We start from the raw sequence: 18,825 nt of genomic DNA, 5'->3' as shown, positions 1-18,825 counted from the left end.
TCCGCATCACCCACGTGACAAGCGCCTCCGCATCGACTATATGAGCCTCATGATCAACCTGACCGCCACGTATTGGTACTTTAGGAGCTCGCTGGCGGCGGGAGGATTGCGCTCGATCTGAAGATTGCAGCAACAAGATCCGAACAGCCGCCATACCTGGCGGCTTTTTTGTTTTCAGCCGGCAGGTTCCCTCTAAATCAAAGAGGAGCATGATGTCGTCCGAAAACCGCTTCACACTTTTCGGCATCATGCTCTCGACAGGAGCAGAAAGCCGTGTTGACCACCACAGACGACCTTCGGGTCAAGGAAATCCGAGAACTGAGTACGCCGGACGAGGTGATGCGGGAGATCCCGCGCACTTTGACCGCGACGCGCACCGTCAGCGCATCGCGCAACGCAACCCATGCCATCTTGAACGGCACCGACGACCGGCTGCTCGTCATTGTCGGCCCGTGTTCGATCCACGATCCGGTCGCGGCCGTCGACTATGCCAGCCGCCTGGCAGCGCTGCGCGAGAGCCTGTCGGACCGGCTGGAGATCGTGATGCGGGTCTATTTCGAGAAACCGCGCACGACGGTCGGCTGGAAAGGCCTGATCAACGATCCCGACCTCGACGGCAGCTTCAACATCGACAAGGGGCTGCGGATGGCACGCAACGTGCTGTCGGCCGTCAACAATCTCGGCCTGCCGGCAGCGACCGAGTTCCTCGACATGACGACCCCGCAATACATTGCCGACCTCGTCGCCTGGGGCGCGATCGGCGCGCGCACGACCGAGAGCCAGATCCACCGCGAACTCGCCTCGGGCCTCTCCTGCCCGGTCGGCTTCAAGAACGGCACCGACGGCAATCTTCGCATAGCCGCCGAGGCGGTGAAATCCGCCGCCCAGCCGCATCATTTCATGGCGGTGACCAAGGGCGGGCGCAGCGGCATCGCCACGACCACGGGCAATGAGGACTGCCACGTCATCCTGCGCGGCGGCGTTCAGCCCAACTATGATACGGCGAGCGTCGAAGCCGCCGCTGTGGAACTCGCTCGTATCGGCGTTGCGCCCAGGCTGATGATCGATGTCAGCCACGCCAATTCGGCCAAGAAGCCCGAGAACCAGCCCAAGGTCGCGGCCGATGTCGCCGGCCAGGTCGCGGCAGGCGACGAGCGCATCATCGGCCTGATGATCGAGAGCAATCTCGTCGCCGGCCGGCAGGACGTGGTGCCGGGCAAGCCGCTGGTCTATGGCCAGAGCATCACCGATGGCTGCATCGACTGGGCGACCACCGAGACGGTGCTGCACGGCCTTGCCGGCGCCGTCGAGTGGCGCCGCTCGGCACGCCGCGCCATGATCGACAACCGGCAGGGAGCCGCTTGAGCCACTATTGCCGGCCTTTGCCCGGCACGGACCCCCACCCCTAACCCCGCCCACAAGAGGGAGGGCAATCGCATATGGATACTTGCGAAGAAGGACCCCCACCCTAACCCTCCCCACAAGGGGGAGGGAACGCTGCCGCGCACTCCTACTCGAACCTTTGACGCCTGAAAACGTCGGCAGTTTGCCGTTGTCAGCGCCGACTGGAGTCCCCCTCCCCCTTGTGGGGAGGGGTTAGGGGTGGAGGTCCTCTTCGCAGGAAATCCCTACGCCGCCCTTAACCCCTCCCATGCCGTGAACACCGACACGGCAAAGAGCAGCAGTCCGGCCGCCCGGCCGGCAAAAATGGTCGCCCTCGGATTGGCGATCAGAAGATTGCGGCTGCGGCCGCCCGTGATCGCCAGTCCGCCATAGATCGCAGCCTGGGTCACCACGGTCAGCAGCCCCATGATCGTCGCCTGCATCCAGATCGGACCGTAGTCCGGTTTCAGGAACTGCGGGTAGACGGCAAGCACGAACAGGTATGCCTTCGGGTTGATCAGGCAGGTCACAAAACCCTGGCGAAAGGCCTTCCATGCGGAACGGCTGCCGGCAGGCCCCTCCTGACCGACAGTGATGGAACTGCGCATCAGCGTGATGCCGATAAAGGCCATGTAGGCGGCGCCGGCAAGCAGAAGCGGCTTGAACAGGATCGGCACGAAATGCATCAGCAGGCCGACGCCGACGGCGCCGTTCAGCGTGTGCACCATGCCGCCGACCATGATGCCGCCAGTCGCGGCGAGACCCCTGTCGCGTCCGCCGGTCAGTGCATTGGCGAGCACGAAGAGCATGTCCATGCCTGGAACGGCGATGATGCCGAACAGCAGGATAAAGAAAAGCCAGAGATTTTCCGCATAATCCATGTCAGTTGCCTGCCGCCTCGCTCCGCCAAACCGCAGCGGAACCTGTTGATTTTCAATTCGATAGGCGCTCCTATAGATCAGCCCAACTGACAATGCTGTGTCAGTTGGGCTCGCAACCCGGGGGAAAAAATGCGCAAGGCGTCACGCCTGTTCGAGATCATCCAGATCGTGCGGCTGGCGCGGCAGCCGGTGACGGCGGCGACGATTGCCGAGCGGCTGGAAGTGACGGTGCGCTCGATCTATCGCGACATCGCAGCGCTGCAGGCGATGCGCGTGCCGATCGAGGGCGGACGCGGCATCGGCTACATCCTGCGCCCCGGCTTCGACCTGCCGCCGCTGATGTTCTCGATCGAGGAGATGGAGGCGATCGTCTTGTCGCTGGCGCTGTTGGAGCGCACGGGCGACAGCGAGCTCAAGCAAGCGGCCAAGCGCGTCAGCGCCAAGATCGCCGGCGCGGTGCCATCACCCTTGCGCCAGGTATTCGACGCCAATGCGCTGCATGCCTGGGGTTTCGCCGCGCCTTCTACCGGCGCGATCGACCTGGCGCTGGTGCGACGCGCCATCCGTGACGAGGAGAAGCTCTACCTCTCCTATCGAGACGAAATGGGCCGCGCCTCCGAGCGCCTCATCCGCCCGATCGCGCTCATCTACTACGCCGAAACCGCCAACATCGTCGCCTGGTGCGAGCTGCGCCAGGCGATCCGCAATTTCCGCAGCGACCGGATCGAGGATTGCCAGGCGACGGGGCTGCGGTTCAAGGGCGAAGGCGACCGCTTGCGACAGGTCTGGGTCAACGGCTGGGAGACGAACGCCTCGACCGCCGCGAGTTGAGTTCCAGCGCTTTGGTTCTGCCACCGACCCAAGCTAGATAGTTCTATTGCCCTATCTTCGCCGCTACGCACCCCAACGAGGGCAGCGGAGTGATACCATCCTTTGTTATCTCGTCCTGCCGGGACCTGTTGTCGCCATCGGCAGCGCAGCGATGAATCGCCTCTAAGATAAGCTTTCTGACAGGCTCTTGCGGGAGTGACATATACTCGAAATACGTGTCCTTGGTCGGAAAGCCGTTCACGTAATCAAGAGCTCCAAAGACGCACGCGTTAGTTTCCACCTTGTTGCCTATCCCAAATTTAGTCTTATCAACAAAAACCAAGCCAACCGAGATCCACGTCTTTCTGCTGGTAAATTTATATGCTGTGCAGCCATCACCACTGAGGCGCGCCGTATAGGCAAATGATTTATAACCCTGCAGTAATTTCGAATTCCCCAATAATTTCTCTATGTCATTTGCAAAGACGCCTGGGGAAACTGATATAATGGAAATCTGAGTTGTTCCACTCGTCCGAACTAGGTCGAAAATGCCATCTCGATTAGTTCTATATTCACTTACGGAACCATCTATCTCAGGGCCAGCGTTGATAATCTCATACGTTCTGGTGTAAGATGGCCATACTAAAATTTCGCCCCTTGATCCAAATGTGACAAATACCTCAATGAGGCGCCTTTAACGCTTTGACCTATACCTTCGGCAGAAGCACCTGTTGCGATCATACTCAAGGAAAGGTAACTTGCAACTGCAAGTAAGAACCAGAAGTTTCTCGCTCCGAGTTTGATCATTTATTTAGCCCGGTGAAATTCCTAAATTTTGCCTTGCATGGGATATCACTTTTCCCATCACGACGAAATCGGCTGCGCCAAGGAGCCTCATCTGCCCGAATTGCGCCTATCCGCTATGCCGAAACCACCAACATCGTCGCTTGGTGAGTTCCGCCAGCCGATCGCAATTTCCGCAGCTGAAGCGCCCATCACCAGTCGTGCTCCCCAAGAATGATCACCTCACATCCACCCAGCGCTTTTCCTCGAACGAGCGCGCCATCGCGTGCACGGTGCGCTCGATCTCCAGCCCTTCGGCGAATTCGATGACCCGCGCAGGCTTACCGGCCAGGCGCGTCAGCAATTCGTGGCACTCGATGATCTTGAGGTCGTTGAAGCCGAGGCCATGGCCGGGCGCCGGCAGGAAAGCGTCGTACGGCTTGTGGTGGGGCGCCACCAGTATGGTGCGGTAGCCCTGCTCGGTCGGTCGATCGGCGGTGACATAGAGCTGGATTTCATTCATCCGCTCCTGGTCGAACAAGATCGACCCCTTCGAGCCGAAGATCTGGATGGCGATGCGGCCCTTGCGGCCCCAGGCCGAGCGGTTGACCAGCAGCGTGCCGGCAATGCCATTTTCCAGATGCATCAGCACGCTGGCGATGTCGTAGGTGTCGACCACGCGACGGCCGCCGCTGGCCAGCTTGCGATCGGCATAGGGTTTGGCCATGTCGCAGATGACGCTGGCGACGCGGCCGAACAGGGCTGAGACCAGCGACAGCGGATGCACGGCGAAATCGTCGAGCGCGCCATAACCGGAGGCCGCCTCGTGCTTCCAGAAGAACAGCGCCTCGGGATCGGCCATGAAGTCCTCGTCCATCTCGATGCGCAGATGGTTGACCTCGCCGATGATCTTCTCTTCCAGCAAAGCGCCGATGTGGCGGATGGCCGGGCTCTGGATGTAGTTGTAGCCGAGCGCCGCGACCTTGCCGGACTTGCTCGCCGCCGCAGCCATCGCCTCGGCCTCGGCAAAGCTCGGCGCCATCGGCTTTTCGCACCACAGATGCTTGCCTGCTTCGAGGATGGCGATGGCCATTTCCGGATGGAACTGGTTGGGCGTGGTCAGCGAGACGATATCGACTTCGGGATCGTTGACTACGGCACGCCAGTCGCCGGACGCCTTGGCGAAACCGAACTCGCCCGCCTTGCGCCGGGCGAGCTCTTCATTGACCTCGCCGAGATGGACCAGCCGTGGCTTGGCAACGTCGGGAAAGACGGCGCTGACGGCACTCCATGCTATGGCGTGACACTTGCCCATGAAACCCGTACCGATGAGACCGACGCCGACCATTTTCCGTTTCTCCACTGCTTGAAGCGTTACGTGGATGAATTAGTCCATTTTCATCCGAAATGGAATGTCTGCCCCATTTTTTATGGCGTTCTTGCGCAGGCTCGCTATGATGATGCAGAGAGGGACGCTTCACGCATGAGCTTGGACACAGCGACGATGGACGAACGGGTACCTCGCGATTTCGAGACGCTGCGCACCACCATCCTGGAGCGGCGCGAAAGCCTGCCGAAGCGCATCGCCCAGATCGCTGCCCATGCGCTCGACAATCCCGACGATATCGCCTTCGGCACGGCCGCCAGCATCGCCGCTTCGGCCGGTGTGCAGCCTTCAACCCTGATCCGATTTGCCCAGCAGCTTGGCTTCGATGGTTTCACCAGCCTGCAGCAGGTGTTTCGCGAACGGCTGCGCGAGCGCAACTCATCCTATGACGAAAGGCTGCAGGCGTTGCGCGCCAAGGCAGAGGGCGGCGCCGGCCATCGGGCGATCTTCGACGGCTTCGTCGCCGCGGCCAGCACCTCGCTCAACGACGTTTCGCGCACGCTGGACGAAGCGCATCTGGAAGATGCTATTTCCCTGCTGGCAAAGGCGGAAACCATCTACGTGCTGGCCAAGCGCCGCTCCTATCCGGTGGCGTCCTACATCGCCTATGCGCTGGGCAAGCTGAAGATCCGCAACCAGTTGATCGAATCGGCGGCCGGGCTGAATGCCGAGATGATCGGCTTCGCAACGCCGGCGGATGCCGTCATCGCCATCTCCTTCTCGCCCTATGCGCCTGCCACCATCGAGGAGGCGCGCAGTATTTCGGAACAGGGCGTGCCGATCGTCGCCATCACCGACAGCTCGTTTTCCCCGCTCGCCCAGTTCGCCAAGGTCTGGTTCGAGGTTGCCGAGGCCGATTTCGCCGGCTTCCGCTCGCTGTCGGCGACAATGGCGCTGGCCATGGCGCTGACCGTCGGCGTCGGCGAGAAGCGACGCGACACGGGTCGGAAGCGCAAGGCCTGATCCACCGCCGAAAGGTACTTTTCCCCGAAGGAACGCTCATTCCATATTGACTATGGATTGGAATTATTATTTCATATTCCCGGCGCCACGCTGCCGCTCGCGCGTGTACCCCAACACAACAAGGCCGACGGGAGGTTCCAATGAGCGAAGCCGTGGACGCTGAATACGCGCCGCTCGACGTCATCACCATCGGTCGCGCTTCCGTAGACCTTTATGGGCAGCAGATCGGCTCGCGGCTGGAGGACATCACCTCCTTCGCCAAGTCGGTCGGCGGTTGCCCGGCCAATATCTCTGTCGGCACCGCCAGGCTCGGCCTGCGCTCGGCGCTGCTCACCCGCGTCGGCGACGAGCAGATGGGCCGCTTCATCCGCGAGCAGCTGACGCGTGAAGGCGTCAATGTCGACGGCCTGAAGACCGACAAGGAGCGGCTGACCGCTTTGGTGCTGCTGTCGGTCGAGGACGAAGGCGTTTCGCCGATGATCTTCTACCGCTCCGATTGCGCCGACATGGCGCTGGCGCCGGAAGACATCGACCAGGCCTTCATCGCCTCGGCGCGCTCGATCGTCGTCACCGGCACGCATTTTTCCAGGCCCAACAGCGATGCCGCGCAGCGCAAGGCGATCCGCATCATGAAGGCCAAGGGCGGCAAGGTGGTGTTCGACATCGACTACCGGCCGAACCTGTGGGGCCTTGCCGGCCATGCCGAAGGGTTCGAGCGCTATGTGAAATCGGACCGGGTCTCGGCACAGTTGAAGACGGTGCTGCCCGACTGCGACCTCATCGTCGGTACCGAGGAAGAGATCATGATCGCGTCGGGCGCCGACGATTGCCTGAGCGCCTTGAAGACGATCCGCTCGCTGTCGGCCGCCACCATCGTCCTTAAGCGCGGCGCCATGGGCTGCATCGTCTATGACGGACCGATCAGCGACGATCTCGAGGACGGTGTCGTCGGCAAGGGCTTCCCGATCGAGATCTACAATGTGCTGGGCGCCGGCGACGCCTTCATGTCCGGTTTCCTGCGCGGCTGGCTGGGTGGCGAAGATCATGCGACAGCGGCGACCTGGGCCAACGCCTGCGGCGCCTTCGCCGTGTCGCGGCTGCTCTGCGCGCCGGAATATCCGACCTTCGAAGAACTGCGGTTCTTCCTCAAACACGGCAGCAAGCATCTGGCGTTGCGCAAGGACAAGGCGATCAACCACATCCATTGGGCGACGACGCGCCGGCGTGACATCCCGTCGCTGATGGCGCTTGCCTGCGACCACCGCGTGCAGCTGGAGGATGTGGCGGCGAAGGCCGGCGCCGATCCGGCCCGGATCGAAGACTTCAAGGTGCTGGCAGTCAAGGCGGCAGCGAAGGTCGCCGCCGGCCGCGACGGCTACGGCATGCTGATCGACGAGAAACACGGCCGCAAGGCTATGTTCGAATTCGCCAGGCATTCCTTCGCCTGGCTCGGGCGGCCGGTGGAGCTGCCGGGTTCGCGGCCGCTGCGCTTCGAATTCTCGCAGGACATCGGCTCGCAGCTTGTCGAATGGCCGGTCGACCATTGCATCAAATGCCTGTGCTTCTATCACCCCGACGATCCGGCGGCGCTGAAAGACGAACAGCAGCAGAAACTGCGCGCCCTGTTCGAAGGCGCGCGGAAGGTCGGCAGGGAACTTCTCGTCGAGATCATTGCCGGCAAGCATGGCAAGCTCGACGAGACGACGATCCCGCGCGCGTTGGAGGAACTCTATGCGCTCGGCATCAAGCCGGACTGGTGGAAGCTCGAGCCGCAGGCGTCGAGCGGCGCCTGGGCGAAGATCGAGGCCGTCATCCTGAAGCACGACCCGTGGTGCCGCGGCGTCGTGCTGCTTGGCCTGGAGGCGCCGCAGGACGAGCTGGAAGCGGCGTTCGCCGCCACCGCCAAGGCACCCATCGTCAAGGGCTTTGCCGTCGGCCGCACCATCTTCGTCCATGCGGCCGAACAATGGCTGGCCGGCAGAATGTCTGATGACGAGGCAATCGCCGACATGGCGTCTCGCTTCGGACAGTTGACGGATGCGTGGCTTGCCGCGCGCGGCCGCAAGGCGGCATAAGAAGGCGCGAATAGGACTGCGGAGGAAAACACCATGAGCAAGACAATCCGCCTGACAATGGCGCAGGCGCTGACCCGCTTCCTGTCGCGCCAGATGACCGAGATCGACGGTAGCAAAGTCCCCATCTTCGGCGGCGTATGGGCGATCTTCGGCCACGGCAATGTCGCCGGCATCGGCGAGGCGCTCTATCAGCTGCGCGACGAATTGCCGACCTTCCGCGCCCACAATGAACAGGCGATGGCGCATGCGGCGATCGCCTATGGCAAGGCCAATTTCCGCCGCCGCTTCATGGCCGCGACCTCTTCGATCGGCCCCGGCGCGCTCAACATGGTGACGGCGGCGGCGCTCGCCCATGTAAACAGGTTGCCCGTCCTGTTTTTGCCGGGCGACGTCTTCGCGAACCGCATTCCCGACCCGGTGCTGCAGCAGGCCGAGGACTTTTCTGACGGCACGGCGACGGTCAATGACTGCTTCCGTCCGGTTTCGCGCTATTTCGACCGCATCACCCGGCCGGAGCAGATCATTCCTGCGCTCAGCCGCGCCATGCAAGTGCTGACCGATCCGGCCGAATGCGGCCCGGTGACGCTGTCTCTGTGCCAGGACGTGCAGGCCGAGGCCTACGACTACCCCGAGAGTTTCTTTGCCGAGCGGGTCTGGCACCAGCGCCGGCCGCGCCCGGATCGCCATGAGCTTGCCGCCGCGGTCGCGGCGCTAGAGGGCGCAAAAAAGCCGCTGGTGATCGCCGGCGGCGGTGTCCTCTATTCGCAGGCGTCGGACGAACTGGCGAAATTCGCCGAGAGCGCCGGCATCCCGGTCTGCGAGACGCAAGGCGGCAAATCCTCGCTGCCGGACGACCATCCGCTCAACATGGCGGCGGTCGGCGTCACCGGCACTTCTGCCGCCAACCGGCTGGCTGAGGACGCCGATGTCGTGCTGGCCATCGGCACGCGCCTGCAGGATTTCACCACTGGTTCGTGGGCGCTGTTCAAGAATTCGGGCAAGACCATCATCGGGCTCAACGTGCAGCCCTTCGACGCCGGCAAGCACCGCGCCCTACCATTGGTGGCCGATGCGGCCGAGGGCCTGGCTGAACTCGGTGCTGCGCTGAACGGCTGGAAGGCACCTTCCACCTGGACCGACAATGCGGCCACCGGCAAGAAGGCCTGGCAGGCCGAGGCGGCCAAGGTGACGGCGTCGACCAATGCGGCCTACCCGTCCGACGCGCAGGTGATCGGCGCCGTGCAGCGCGCCATGGGCACCAATGTGACACTGCTGAATGCCTCCGGCGGGTTGCCGGGCGAACTGCACAAACTCTGGCAGGCGGGCGCGCCCGGATCGTATCATGGCGAATATGGCTTCTCGACCATGGGCTACGAGATTGCCGGCGGGCTCGGAGCCAAGATGGCGAAGCCCGGCGAGGAGATCGTCGTCATGATCGGCGACGGCTCCTACCTGATGATGAACTCCGAAATCGCCACCTCGGTGATGCTCGGCCTCAAGCTCACCATCGTGCTGCTCGACAACCGCGGCTATGGCTGCATCAACCGGCTGCAGATGGCGACCGGCGGCGCCAACTTCAACAACCTCCTCAAGGACTCGCGCCACGAGGTGCTGCCCGACATCGACTTTGCCGCGCATGCGGCGAGCATGGGGGCGATCGCCGAGAAGGTGCCGTCGATCGCCGGGCTGGAAAACGCGCTGGAGAAGGCAAAGAAGAACAACCGCACCACCGTGCTGGTCATCGACACCGACCCGCTGGTTTCCACCGATGCCGGGGGCCATTGGTGGGACGTGGCGGTGCCGGAAGTGTCTGTACGGCCGCAGGTCAACGCGGCGCGCAAGGCGTATGACGAGAAGCGGAAGATGCAGACCGTCGGCGATTGATATAGGCGCTGCCACCCCTACCCCGCTGCTTCGCAGCGACTTGCCGGGGCGAGCAACGGTCTCGCCCGTCCTTCGGACCCCCACAAGGGGGTGAATACGAACTGAACTGGAGTGACGACTTGAAAGCCAAACTGGGCATGTCCCCCATTGCGTGGTGGAACGACGATCTTGCGGAACTCAGCGATGACGTGTCGCTGGAAGAATGCCTGCGCCAGTCGCGCTCGGCCGGCTTCACCGGCATGGAGATGGGCCGGCGTTTTCCCAATGATCCCGAAATCATGCTGCCGATCCTGAAGGCCGCCGACGTCACGCTGTGCGGCGGCTGGTTCTCGGGCACGCTGGTCGATGGGGAGATGGCCGACAACAAGGATCGCATCCAGCCGATGATCGACCTGTTCAAGGCGGTGAATGCGCCTTGCATCGTCTATGGCGAGGTCGGCCGCTCGATCCAGGGCGACCGCTCGAAGCCGCTGGCCACCAAGCCGAAGCTGTCGGATGACGAGATGAAGGCTTATGCCAGGCGGCTCACCGAATTTGGCGAATGGTGCGCCGAGCAAGGCATGCCGCTCTCCTACCACCACCATATGGCGGCAGTGGTCGAGACCGAGCCGGAACTCGATGCCTTCATGCGCTATTCCGGAGCCGGCATTCCCCTGCTGCTCGATGCTGGACATCTGGCATTCGCCGGCGGCAACGTGCTGCGCGCTATCGACAACCATCATACCCGGATCAGCCATGTGCATGTGAAGGACGTTCGCATGGGGGTGATCGAAAAGCTCGATCGCACCAAACAATCCTTCCTCGACGCGGTGGCGCTGGGCGCCTTCACCGTGCCGGGCGATGGTTCGCTGGATTTCGGCGCCATCGTGCAGCGCTTCGCCGACCATGGCTATGAGGGCTGGTTCGTGGTCGAGGCGGAGCAGGACCCGAAGAAGAACCCGCCACTCAGGATGGCGCAGGTTGGCTACAAGGAATTGATGCGCGTCATGACCGCCGCCGGCTATACGGTCGAGACGCAAGGCTTTCCAAATGTCTAGTTTTCCAATGGCTGGTGCGACGGGTTCCCGGCGAGGCCGATTGCTGTAGATTGGCCCGATGAAAGATTCCGAACACCCCTTCTTCCGGCCTTTGTGGCGGCGCGTCGCCATCGTCGCGGTCTGCGTCATCTGGTCGATCATCGAGTTCGCCACCGGCACGCCGTTCTGGGGCATGATCGCGCTCGGCTTCGCCGGCTACGCCGTCTGGCAGTTTTTTTATCTCTATAAACCGGCCGACGAGGCGAAGGCCGAGGCCGAACCGAAGGAGTGACTGATCGCATGCGTTGGCGATTGGCTTGCAGTGCTTCTAACTTCGTCATCCTAGGGCGGAGCAAGGAGCGCAGCGACGCGGCGCAGACCCTAGGATGACGAAGTTGGAAGGGCGCCGGCCAATTTCCGAACGTTTGCGATGGTCCTTTCAAACAAACGACTTGGCTTTACAGGCCTGCAACCGTCAGGCCACTGGAATAGGAGACAAGAAATGTCGAAGCTGCTCGTCAAAGCCGACAAAGGCCTTGGCCGCGTCGCCCATGTGACGCCGAAAAGCGCCGGCTGGACCTATGTCGGTTTCGACCTGCATCGGCTGAAGCCGGGCGAGAGCGTCTCCGGCAAGACGGAGGATCGCGAAGTCTGCCTGGTGTTCGTCACCGGCAAGGGCAAGGCCAAGGCCGGCGGCAAGGAGCTCGGTCTGCTCGGCGGGCGCATGTCGCCCTTCGAGGGCAAGCCGTGGTCGGTCTACATTCCGCAAGGCTCCGACTGGTCGGTGACGGCGGATACCGAGCTGGAACTTGCCGTCTGCTCGGCGCCGGGCCTTGGCGGCGGCCTGCCGGCGCGGGTGATCGCACCGGACGATCTCGGCCAGGAGGTGCGCGGCAAGGGCACCAACACGCGCTACGTCACCAACATATTGCCGGAGGGCAAGCCGGCCGATTCGCTGCTGGTGGTCGAGGTCATCACGCCTGGCGGCCACACGTCGAGCTACCCGCCGCACAAGCACGACCAGGACAATCTGCCCGCTGAATCCTATCTTGAGGAAACCTACTATCACCGTCTCAACCCGCCGCAGGGCTTTGCCTTCCAGCGCGTCTACACCGATGCCGACAAGAACGGCCATCGCGCGCTCGACGAAGCCATGGCGATCGAGGATGGCGATGTCGTGCTGGTGCCCGGGGGTTATCACCCCTGCGCCGCCTGCCACGGCTATGACCTCTATTATCTCAACGTCATGGCCGGACCGAAGCGGACGTGGAAATTCCACAATGCGCCTGAGCATGAATGGCTGATGAAGGCCTGACCGGTCGCTGCGTGAGCACTCGCTCCCTGGTCCAGCACGAAAAAATCGTCGGCTAATGACCCCGCCGCAGCGTTTTGTTACCTGAAAGCCAGCAAGGCTTCGTCAATTCGTCATGGAAATCACCTATGGCAGCGAAGCTGACAAGGACTTTCCATGCGCTACGCCCTCTATTTCACCCCCCGGCAGGACGAGCCACTGGCGCGGATCGCCGCCGACTGGCTCGGCCGCGACCCGTTTGGCGCCGCGACGAGGCCGGTCGAAGCGGTGGCAGACCTGTCGGCGGCGGAAGTCGCTTTCCACACCGCTTCGGCGCGCCGTTATGGCTTTCACGCAACGCTGAAAGCCCCCTTCCGCCTGGCTGCCACCGAGACGGAAGCCTCGCTGCGCGCCGCACTCGACCAATTCGCCGAGGCGACGCCGGCGGTGACCATCCCGCGTCTCGTCGTGAGCCAGATCGACGGCTTCTTCGCACTGGTGCCGGAAGGGCCAGTGCCTGCGCTCAACCGGTTCGCCGATGACGTGGTGCGCGATTTCGACCGGTTTCGCGCACCGCTGAGCGAGGCGGAAATCGAGCGGCGCAGCCCGGATTCGCTGAAGCCGGCCGAGTTCCGCAATCTCTGCCAATGGGGTTACCCCTATGTCTTCGAAACCTTTCGCTTCCACATGACGCTGTCCGGCCGGGCGGGGTCACAGGAAAGCCCTCGTTTGCGCGCAGCGATCGACAGCCTGTTCGCGGAAGTGCTGCAACAGAAGGTGCTGGTGGATGCGCTGACCTTGTTTGTCGAAACCGAACCGGGTGCACCGTTCATGGTGCTCTCGCATCACGCGCTCGGGCGCCGCCCGGCCAGAAAAACCGCCTGAAGGACTGCCTGAAATGACCGCCGAGACTGTTCTCCACAATGCCCGCATCGTGCTTGCCGACGAGATCGTCGAGGGTTCGCTGGTGCTGCGCGACGGCTTTATCGCCGGCATCGAATCCGGCATCAGCCGCATCGGCGAGGATATGGGCGGCGACTATGTCATTCCCGGGCTGGTCGAATTGCACACCGACCATCTCGAAGGCCACTACGCGCCGCGGCCCAAGGTGCGCTGGAATCCGATCGCCGCCGTGCTCGCCCATGACGCGCAGGTGGCGACCGCCGGCATCACCACCGTGCTCGACGCCTTGCGCGTCGGCATGGACGAAGACGCCGACCTGACATCGGCCGACATCCGCAAGCTGGCCGACGCGATCGAGGACAGTGTGAAGCAGGACCGTCTGCGCGCCGACCATTTCATCCACCTGCGCTGCGAGGTTTCGGCACCGGACTGCCTCAGGGCTTTCGCCAATTTCGATGGCGACGAGCGGGTCAGACTGGCATCGCTGATGGACCATGCGCCAGGCCAGCGCCAGTTCGTCAATCTCGAGACCTATGCCTACTATTACCAGCGCAAGCTGAAGCTGACCGATCGCGATTTCAAGCTGTTCTGCGAAAAGCGGATGGCCGAATCGGCGCGCAATTCAGCGCCGAACCGGGCGGTGATATCAGCCGCCTGCCAGGAGCGCGGCATCGTGCTGGCCAGCCACGACGACGCCACATCAGGCCATGTCGACGAGGCGATCGAACAGGGCGTGCGCGTCGCCGAATTCCCGACCACGGAAGAGGCCGCCAAGGCCTCGAAAGAGGCCGGGATGGGCGTGCTGATGGGCGCGCCCAACGTCATGCGCGGCGCCTCGCATTCGGGCAATGTCTCGGCCCGCACGCTGGCCGGCGACGGCCTGCTCGACATCTTGTCATCCGACTATATTCCCTTCAGCCTGATCCAGTCGGCGTTCTTCCTCGGCGATGTCGTCGAAGGCATTTCCCTGCCGCAGGCCGTCGCCATGGTCTCGAAGAACCCGGCCGATGCGATTGGCCTGACCGACCGCGGCGTCATCGAACAGGGCCGCCGCGCCGATCTGGTGCGCGTGCGCGTCGACGACCATGTCCCGGTGGTGCGCACCGTGTGGCGGCAGGGAAGCCGGGTCGCATGATGGTGTCGGCATCGATCGAGCGGGAATTGTCGGCCGAGACGTTTCCGATCCGCGATGGCGTTTTCGTCGCCGTCGTCGGCCCAAGCGGCGCCGGCAAGGACACAGTGATCGGCTACGCCCGCGCCCGCTTTGCCGATGAGACAAGGCTGGAGTTCGTCCGCCGCGTCATCACCAGGCCGAGCGATGTCGCCAGCGAGGACCACGACACGCTGGCCGACGCCGCCTTCGTCGAGGCCGAAGCCGATGGCGCCTTCGCCATCTCCTGGGAAGCGCACGGCTTGCGCTACGGCATCCCCGCCGATGTCGACTGGTCCGTCGCCAATGGCCGTGTCGCTGTCGCCAATGTGTCGCGCGCGATCATCCCCTCCTTGCGCGAACGCTATGCCAATCTGGCCATCGTCGAGATCACCGCCTCTCCCGACGTGCTGGCAGAGCGTCTGGCGATGCGCGGCCGCGAGTCACGCGGCGAGGTGCTGGCGCGACTGGCGCGCAGCGCCAATGTCACTCTGTCCGGGCCCGGCGTCACCTCGATCGACAACAGCGGCCCACGCGAAGCCGCCGGCAAGCGTTTTGCCGAGGTGCTGCGCAAGGCGATGGCCTTTTCCGACATATCGGGCCTGATCTAGGCTAGCCTTCAAGCGCAAAAGGCATGAACAAGACGGTGCCGGCAGCACTTTCGCCAGGGGCCAGCACGATCACGCCTTCCTCCGGATCGTCCCACCGGCCCCGGTTGAAAGCACCGGAGGCATTCGTTTGCGGCTCGACGCAGAAATACGGTTTCGCAGGATCGGCATAAAGCATCAGGTGCTTGAACATCGGATCGGCCTTGATGCGCAGCCCGACGCCGCGTGTCGGGAAGCGGATCTCGGCCTCGCCGCTCCAGCCGCCATAATCATTGTTGCGCCAGCCGCCCGGCAAAGGCCGGCCATCGGCGAAGTCGAGCTCGGGGGCAAGCGTGATCGGATCGCCGGCAATGCCTTGCGGTTCTTCCAGATAGAACCGCGTGGCGTTGAACCGCAGCGTCACGTCCGGGTCGCGGTCGAACCAGGGATGCAGTCCGAACCCGAACGGCATCGAAACCGGCCCGGTGTTGGTGATCGTCATTCGGACCGCGAGGCTTTCATCGGAAGCTTCGAAAACCTGCGTCGCGCGATAGGAATAAGGCTCGGGACCGGCGGTAATTTCGAGTGACAATCCGGCGCTGTCGGCGGTCGCGTCGATGACAGTCCAGGGATGCTTCCAGCCGCTGCCATGCACATTGATTGTTTCGGGGAGATTGTTCGGCTGGACCTGCCAGCGTTTCCCTCCGAACATGAAGGCATTTCCGGCGATGCGATTGGCGTAGGGTGTCATTGGAAACATGGCCACGCCAAGCACATTGCCGGTATCGCGATCCCCGTCCGAAAGCCGGCGCAGGAGATCGATGCCGCGCCAGCGCAGCGCGCTCACGCTGCCGCCGATTTGCGGCGCCAGTTCGGCTTCAAGCGCCCCTGCCCTCAACATCAACAGTTCAGGTTTCGCTCTCATGGCTTGCCACTCGTCCGCCACCGACATCCGGCATGATGTGGAGACGTCCCGCAATCGCAGAAGGGCGGCAAGGCCGCAACCATTTCATTCATGCCGCCAGGCGCCGACAAACGCGCGGCGCGTCTTGGCAGGGCGATTATTCCGCGGCCGCGCCGGAAGCGCTCTTGCGCGTGGCGTCGACCATCAGCCGCCGTTCCCGGAACACGCCCCATTGCTGGTCGACCAGCACACCGATGAGGATGACGCCGCCCATCACCGCGAAGTTGAGCGAGGACGGGATGCCGAGCAGATTGACGAGGTTCTGCAACTCCTGCAGCAGCACCGTGCCGAGGATGACGCCGATCAGCGAGCCTTCACCGCCGCGCAGCGAGAAGCCGCCGAGCACGGCTGCGGCGATGGCGTAGAGTTCGTAGAACTGGCCGTGGCTGGCCGGTGAGATCGAGCGCGTGTACATGGCGAAATAGATCGCCGAAAGCGCCGTCAGCACGCCGCAGATGACATAGGCGGCGATGACGACACGGCCGGTGCGGATGCCCGAATATTTCGCCGCCTCCTCGTTCTTGCCGATGGCGTAGAGATAGCGGCCGAACACCGAGCGGTGCAGCACCACCCACATGACGATCGAAATAACGATCAGCGCGATGAAGCTGTTCGGCACGCCCCAGGAGCGCCCGGCGGTGAGGAATTCGAGGTCGGGGAAATTCTGGCCGAAGGCAAAACCCGCGGTGCCGTCGGCGGTGTAGAAGCGGGCGACGCCGCGGTAGATCAGCAGGCCGCACAGGGTGACGACGAAGGGCTGCAGCTTGAGCCTTGTGATCAGCCAGCCATGCGCCAGGCCGATGATGGCGCCAAGCACCAGGATGAGCACGAAGGCCAGCGGCCATTCCATGCCACGCACGGCGATGAAGTCGATGAACAGCGTGCCAAGCAGCGCGACTACCGAGCCGACCGACAATTCGATGCCGCCGGTGATGATGACGAAGGCCTGGCCGATCGACAGGATGCCGAACAGGCCGATCAGGTTCGAGGTGTTGGCAAGGTTGATCGGCAGCAGGAAGCGCGGATTGATGATCGCAACGATCGCCCCGACCACCAGGATCAGGATCAGCAGGCCGAGATCTTTCTTGCTCATCGTCTTCTCCCCAATGCCTGCCTGAGCGGATCGCGTTTGCGCGGCCCGTGGCAACAACTATTTCGGCTGCTTGCCCACCGCCAGCAGCAGCACGTTTTCCTGGCTGAACCGGTCCTTGTCGAGAATGCCCGAGATCTGGCCCTCATGCATGACGGCGATGCGGTCGGACACGCCGATCACCTCTTCCATGTCCGAGGAGATCATCAGCACGGCGACGCCGGCGTCGGCCAATGCGCGCATCAGGCCATAGATTTCCGCCTTGGCGCCGATGTCGATGCCGCGCGTAGGCTCGTCCAAAATCATCACCTTCGGATTCATGGCCAGCCACTTGCCGAGCACGACCTTCTGCTGGTTGCCGCCCGACAGCGTGCCGGTGCGCGTCTGCACCGAAGGCGCCTTGATGCCGAGATCTTTCTTTTGCTTCTCGGCGGTGGCGGTCTCGGCGCTTGAGGACACCAGGGAGCGGCGCGCATGCGCGGGCAGATTGGGCAAGGAAATGTTCTGCGCGATCGACAGGTCGAGCAGGATGCCGGTGAGCTTGCGGTCTTCCGGCACCAGGAAGATGCCATGCGCGACGGCGTCGGCCGCGGAAGCCAGCGCGAGCGGCTTGCCGTCGAGTTCGAGCGCGCCGCCGAGCTTCGAGTCGATGCCGAAGAACACCCGCGCCAGTTCGGTGCGGCCGGAACCGACAAGGCCGGCAAGCCCGAGGATTTCGCCGCGCCTGACGTCGAGGTCGACCGGCCGGCCGGGATAGGCAGGCGTGCGGATGGCCTTGGCCGCAAGCGCCGTGGCGCCGGGCGCACGCGCCGCTTCCGAGGCCTTTTCGCGCTCCTTCAGCATGCGGCCGATCATCAGCTTGACCATCTGGTCGTGGCCGATGTCGCTTTTCGGCAAGGTGCCGGCCAGCATGCCGTCGCGCAGCACGACGACGCGGTCGGCGACGCGCTCGACCTCGTGCAGGCGGTGCGAAATGAAGATGACGCTGATGCCGTCGGCCTTCAGCGCCTTGATGACGTCGAGCAATTTGTCGGTCTCGGCGAGCGGCAGGCTCGATGTCGGCTCGTCGAGGATGACCAGCCTTGCCTCGATCGACAGCGCCTTGGCGATCTCGACCATCTGCTGCTGGGCCAGAGACAGGGTCGCAACCGGCGTGTCGGCGGAAAAATTGGCGCCGACGCGCTTCAACAGCGGCGCCACCATGGTGCGCAGCTTGGCGCGGTCGACGAGCTTGAGCGGCCCGGCGCGCAACGGCTCGCGGCCGAAGAAGATGTTGGCGGCGACATCGAGATTGTCGAACAGGTTGAGTTCCTGGTGGACGAAGGCGATGCCCGAACCCAGGCTGCCTTCGACGGAGAGCCTGTCATGCGCGGTGCCGTCGACGGTGATCGTGCCGCTGTCCGGCGTGGTGACGCCGCCGAGAATCTTCATCAAGGTCGATTTGCCGGCGCCGTTTTCGCCGACAAGGCCGATGACCTCGCCCGGCCTGACCTCCATGGAGAAGCCGTCGAGCGCGACGACGCCCGGATAGGTCTTGCGCACGTTCTCGAGGCTGAGGAACGGCGTCGTTGCTGCGATGGATGTGTCGGAATAATTCATCATGCCTGACAGCGATTGGCGGGCCAATTTCTGAGCATGATCTCTGGACAAAACGGTTT

16 protein-coding genes are annotated in these 18,825 nt (G+C 63.3%); 11 read left to right on the top strand and 5 right to left on the bottom strand.

Going from position 1 to position 18,825, the window contains the following annotated elements; all coding sequences use genetic code 11:
- The first annotated feature begins 273 nt into the window (after positions 1–273).
- Positions 274–1,365 (top strand): 3-deoxy-7-phosphoheptulonate synthase, encoded by a 1,092-nt coding sequence (locus NKI99_RS12860; protein WP_013528366.1) that lies wholly within the window; start codon positions 274–276, stop codon positions 1,363–1,365.
- Between the two features lie 263 nt (positions 1,366–1,628).
- On the opposite strand, the gene NKI99_RS12855 is transcribed toward NKI99_RS12860, so the two are convergent.
- The gene (locus NKI99_RS12855) at positions 1,629–2,264 is read right to left on the bottom strand and encodes a LysE family translocator (RefSeq protein ID WP_352611021.1); all 636 of its coding nucleotides are present in this window, start codon (positions 2,262–2,264) and stop codon (positions 1,629–1,631) included.
- 129 nt (positions 2,265–2,393) lie between these two features.
- On the opposite strand from NKI99_RS12855, the gene NKI99_RS12850 reads away from it, so the two are divergent.
- Positions 2,394–3,095, top strand: coding sequence for a helix-turn-helix transcriptional regulator (locus NKI99_RS12850; RefSeq protein ID WP_352611019.1), 702 nt, complete (start codon positions 2,394–2,396; stop codon positions 3,093–3,095).
- Positions 3,096–4,095: 1,000 nt separating this feature from the next.
- Here NKI99_RS12850 and NKI99_RS12845 read toward each other — a convergent pair.
- Positions 4,096–5,205, bottom strand: a complete 1,110-nt coding sequence (locus NKI99_RS12845) for a Gfo/Idh/MocA family protein (protein ID WP_352611017.1) — start codon at positions 5,203–5,205, stop codon at positions 4,096–4,098.
- A 156-nt stretch (positions 5,206–5,361) separates the two neighbouring features.
- On the opposite strand from NKI99_RS12845, the gene NKI99_RS12840 reads away from it, so the two are divergent.
- The 9 genes from NKI99_RS12840 to phnN all read left to right on the top strand — a co-directional run bounded on the left by NKI99_RS12840 (position 5,362) and on the right by phnN (position 15,137).
- Positions 5,362–6,207 (top strand): MurR/RpiR family transcriptional regulator, encoded by an 846-nt coding sequence (locus NKI99_RS12840; RefSeq protein ID WP_352611050.1) that lies wholly within the window; start codon positions 5,362–5,364, stop codon positions 6,205–6,207.
- A 140-nt stretch (positions 6,208–6,347) separates the two neighbouring features.
- On the top strand, positions 6,348–8,282 hold the full coding sequence (locus NKI99_RS12835) for a bifunctional 5-dehydro-2-deoxygluconokinase/5-dehydro-2-deoxyphosphogluconate aldolase (RefSeq protein ID WP_352611015.1): 1,935 nt from the start codon (positions 6,348–6,350) through the stop codon (positions 8,280–8,282).
- A 33-nt stretch (positions 8,283–8,315) separates the two neighbouring features.
- Positions 8,316–10,166 carry a 3D-(3,5/4)-trihydroxycyclohexane-1,2-dione acylhydrolase (decyclizing) gene (iolD, locus tag NKI99_RS12830; RefSeq protein ID WP_352611013.1) on the top strand — a complete coding sequence of 617 codons (1,851 nt, stop codon included), beginning with the start codon at positions 8,316–8,318 and terminating at the stop codon, positions 10,164–10,166.
- A gap of 119 nt (positions 10,167–10,285) precedes the next feature.
- Positions 10,286–11,203 (top strand): myo-inosose-2 dehydratase, encoded by a 918-nt coding sequence (iolE, locus tag NKI99_RS12825; protein ID WP_352611011.1) that lies wholly within the window; start codon positions 10,286–10,288, stop codon positions 11,201–11,203.
- 58 nt (positions 11,204–11,261) lie between these two features.
- The gene (locus NKI99_RS12820) at positions 11,262–11,474 is read left to right on the top strand and encodes a DUF3329 domain-containing protein (RefSeq protein ID WP_023810667.1); all 213 of its coding nucleotides are present in this window, start codon (positions 11,262–11,264) and stop codon (positions 11,472–11,474) included.
- A 210-nt stretch (positions 11,475–11,684) separates the two neighbouring features.
- Complete coding sequence (gene iolB / locus NKI99_RS12815; RefSeq protein WP_352440536.1) at positions 11,685–12,497, top strand: 5-deoxy-glucuronate isomerase; 813 nt, start codon at positions 11,685–11,687, stop codon at positions 12,495–12,497.
- 153 nt (positions 12,498–12,650) lie between these two features.
- The gene (locus NKI99_RS12810) at positions 12,651–13,358 is read left to right on the top strand and encodes a DUF1045 domain-containing protein (protein WP_352440537.1); all 708 of its coding nucleotides are present in this window, start codon (positions 12,651–12,653) and stop codon (positions 13,356–13,358) included.
- Between the two features lie 13 nt (positions 13,359–13,371).
- Positions 13,372–14,511: an alpha-D-ribose 1-methylphosphonate 5-triphosphate diphosphatase gene (locus NKI99_RS12805; protein WP_352440538.1), complete on the top strand. Its 1,140-nt coding sequence runs from the start codon at positions 13,372–13,374 to the stop codon at positions 14,509–14,511.
- Positions 14,508–15,137, top strand: a complete 630-nt coding sequence (gene phnN / locus NKI99_RS12800; protein WP_352440539.1) for a phosphonate metabolism protein/1,5-bisphosphokinase (PRPP-forming) PhnN — start codon at positions 14,508–14,510, stop codon at positions 15,135–15,137. Before NKI99_RS12805 ends, phnN begins: the two co-directional genes overlap by 4 nt.
- Position 15,138: 1 nt before the next feature.
- Here the strand turns inward: phnN and NKI99_RS12795 are convergent, their stop codons facing one another.
- The 3 genes from NKI99_RS12795 to NKI99_RS12785 form a co-directional block, all read right to left on the bottom strand.
- Entirely contained in the window at positions 15,139–16,038 is a 900-nt protein-coding gene (locus tag NKI99_RS12795) for an aldose 1-epimerase (RefSeq protein WP_352440540.1), read from the bottom strand.
- A 136-nt stretch (positions 16,039–16,174) separates the two neighbouring features.
- Positions 16,175–17,170 carry an ABC transporter permease gene (locus tag NKI99_RS12790; protein ID WP_352611008.1) on the bottom strand — a complete coding sequence of 332 codons (996 nt, stop codon included), beginning with the start codon at positions 17,168–17,170 and terminating at the stop codon, positions 16,175–16,177.
- Between the two features lie 57 nt (positions 17,171–17,227).
- Positions 17,228–18,766, bottom strand: a complete 1,539-nt coding sequence (locus NKI99_RS12785; protein WP_352611049.1) for a sugar ABC transporter ATP-binding protein — start codon at positions 18,764–18,766, stop codon at positions 17,228–17,230.
- Positions 18,767–18,825 lie beyond the last annotated feature (59 nt).

Source organism: Mesorhizobium sp. M0239, assembly GCF_040321815.1.
Lineage (GTDB): Bacteria > Pseudomonadota > Alphaproteobacteria > Rhizobiales > Rhizobiaceae > Mesorhizobium.
Note: the sequence above shows the minus strand (reverse complement) of the source record. Positions and strands in the feature narration are given on the sequence as shown.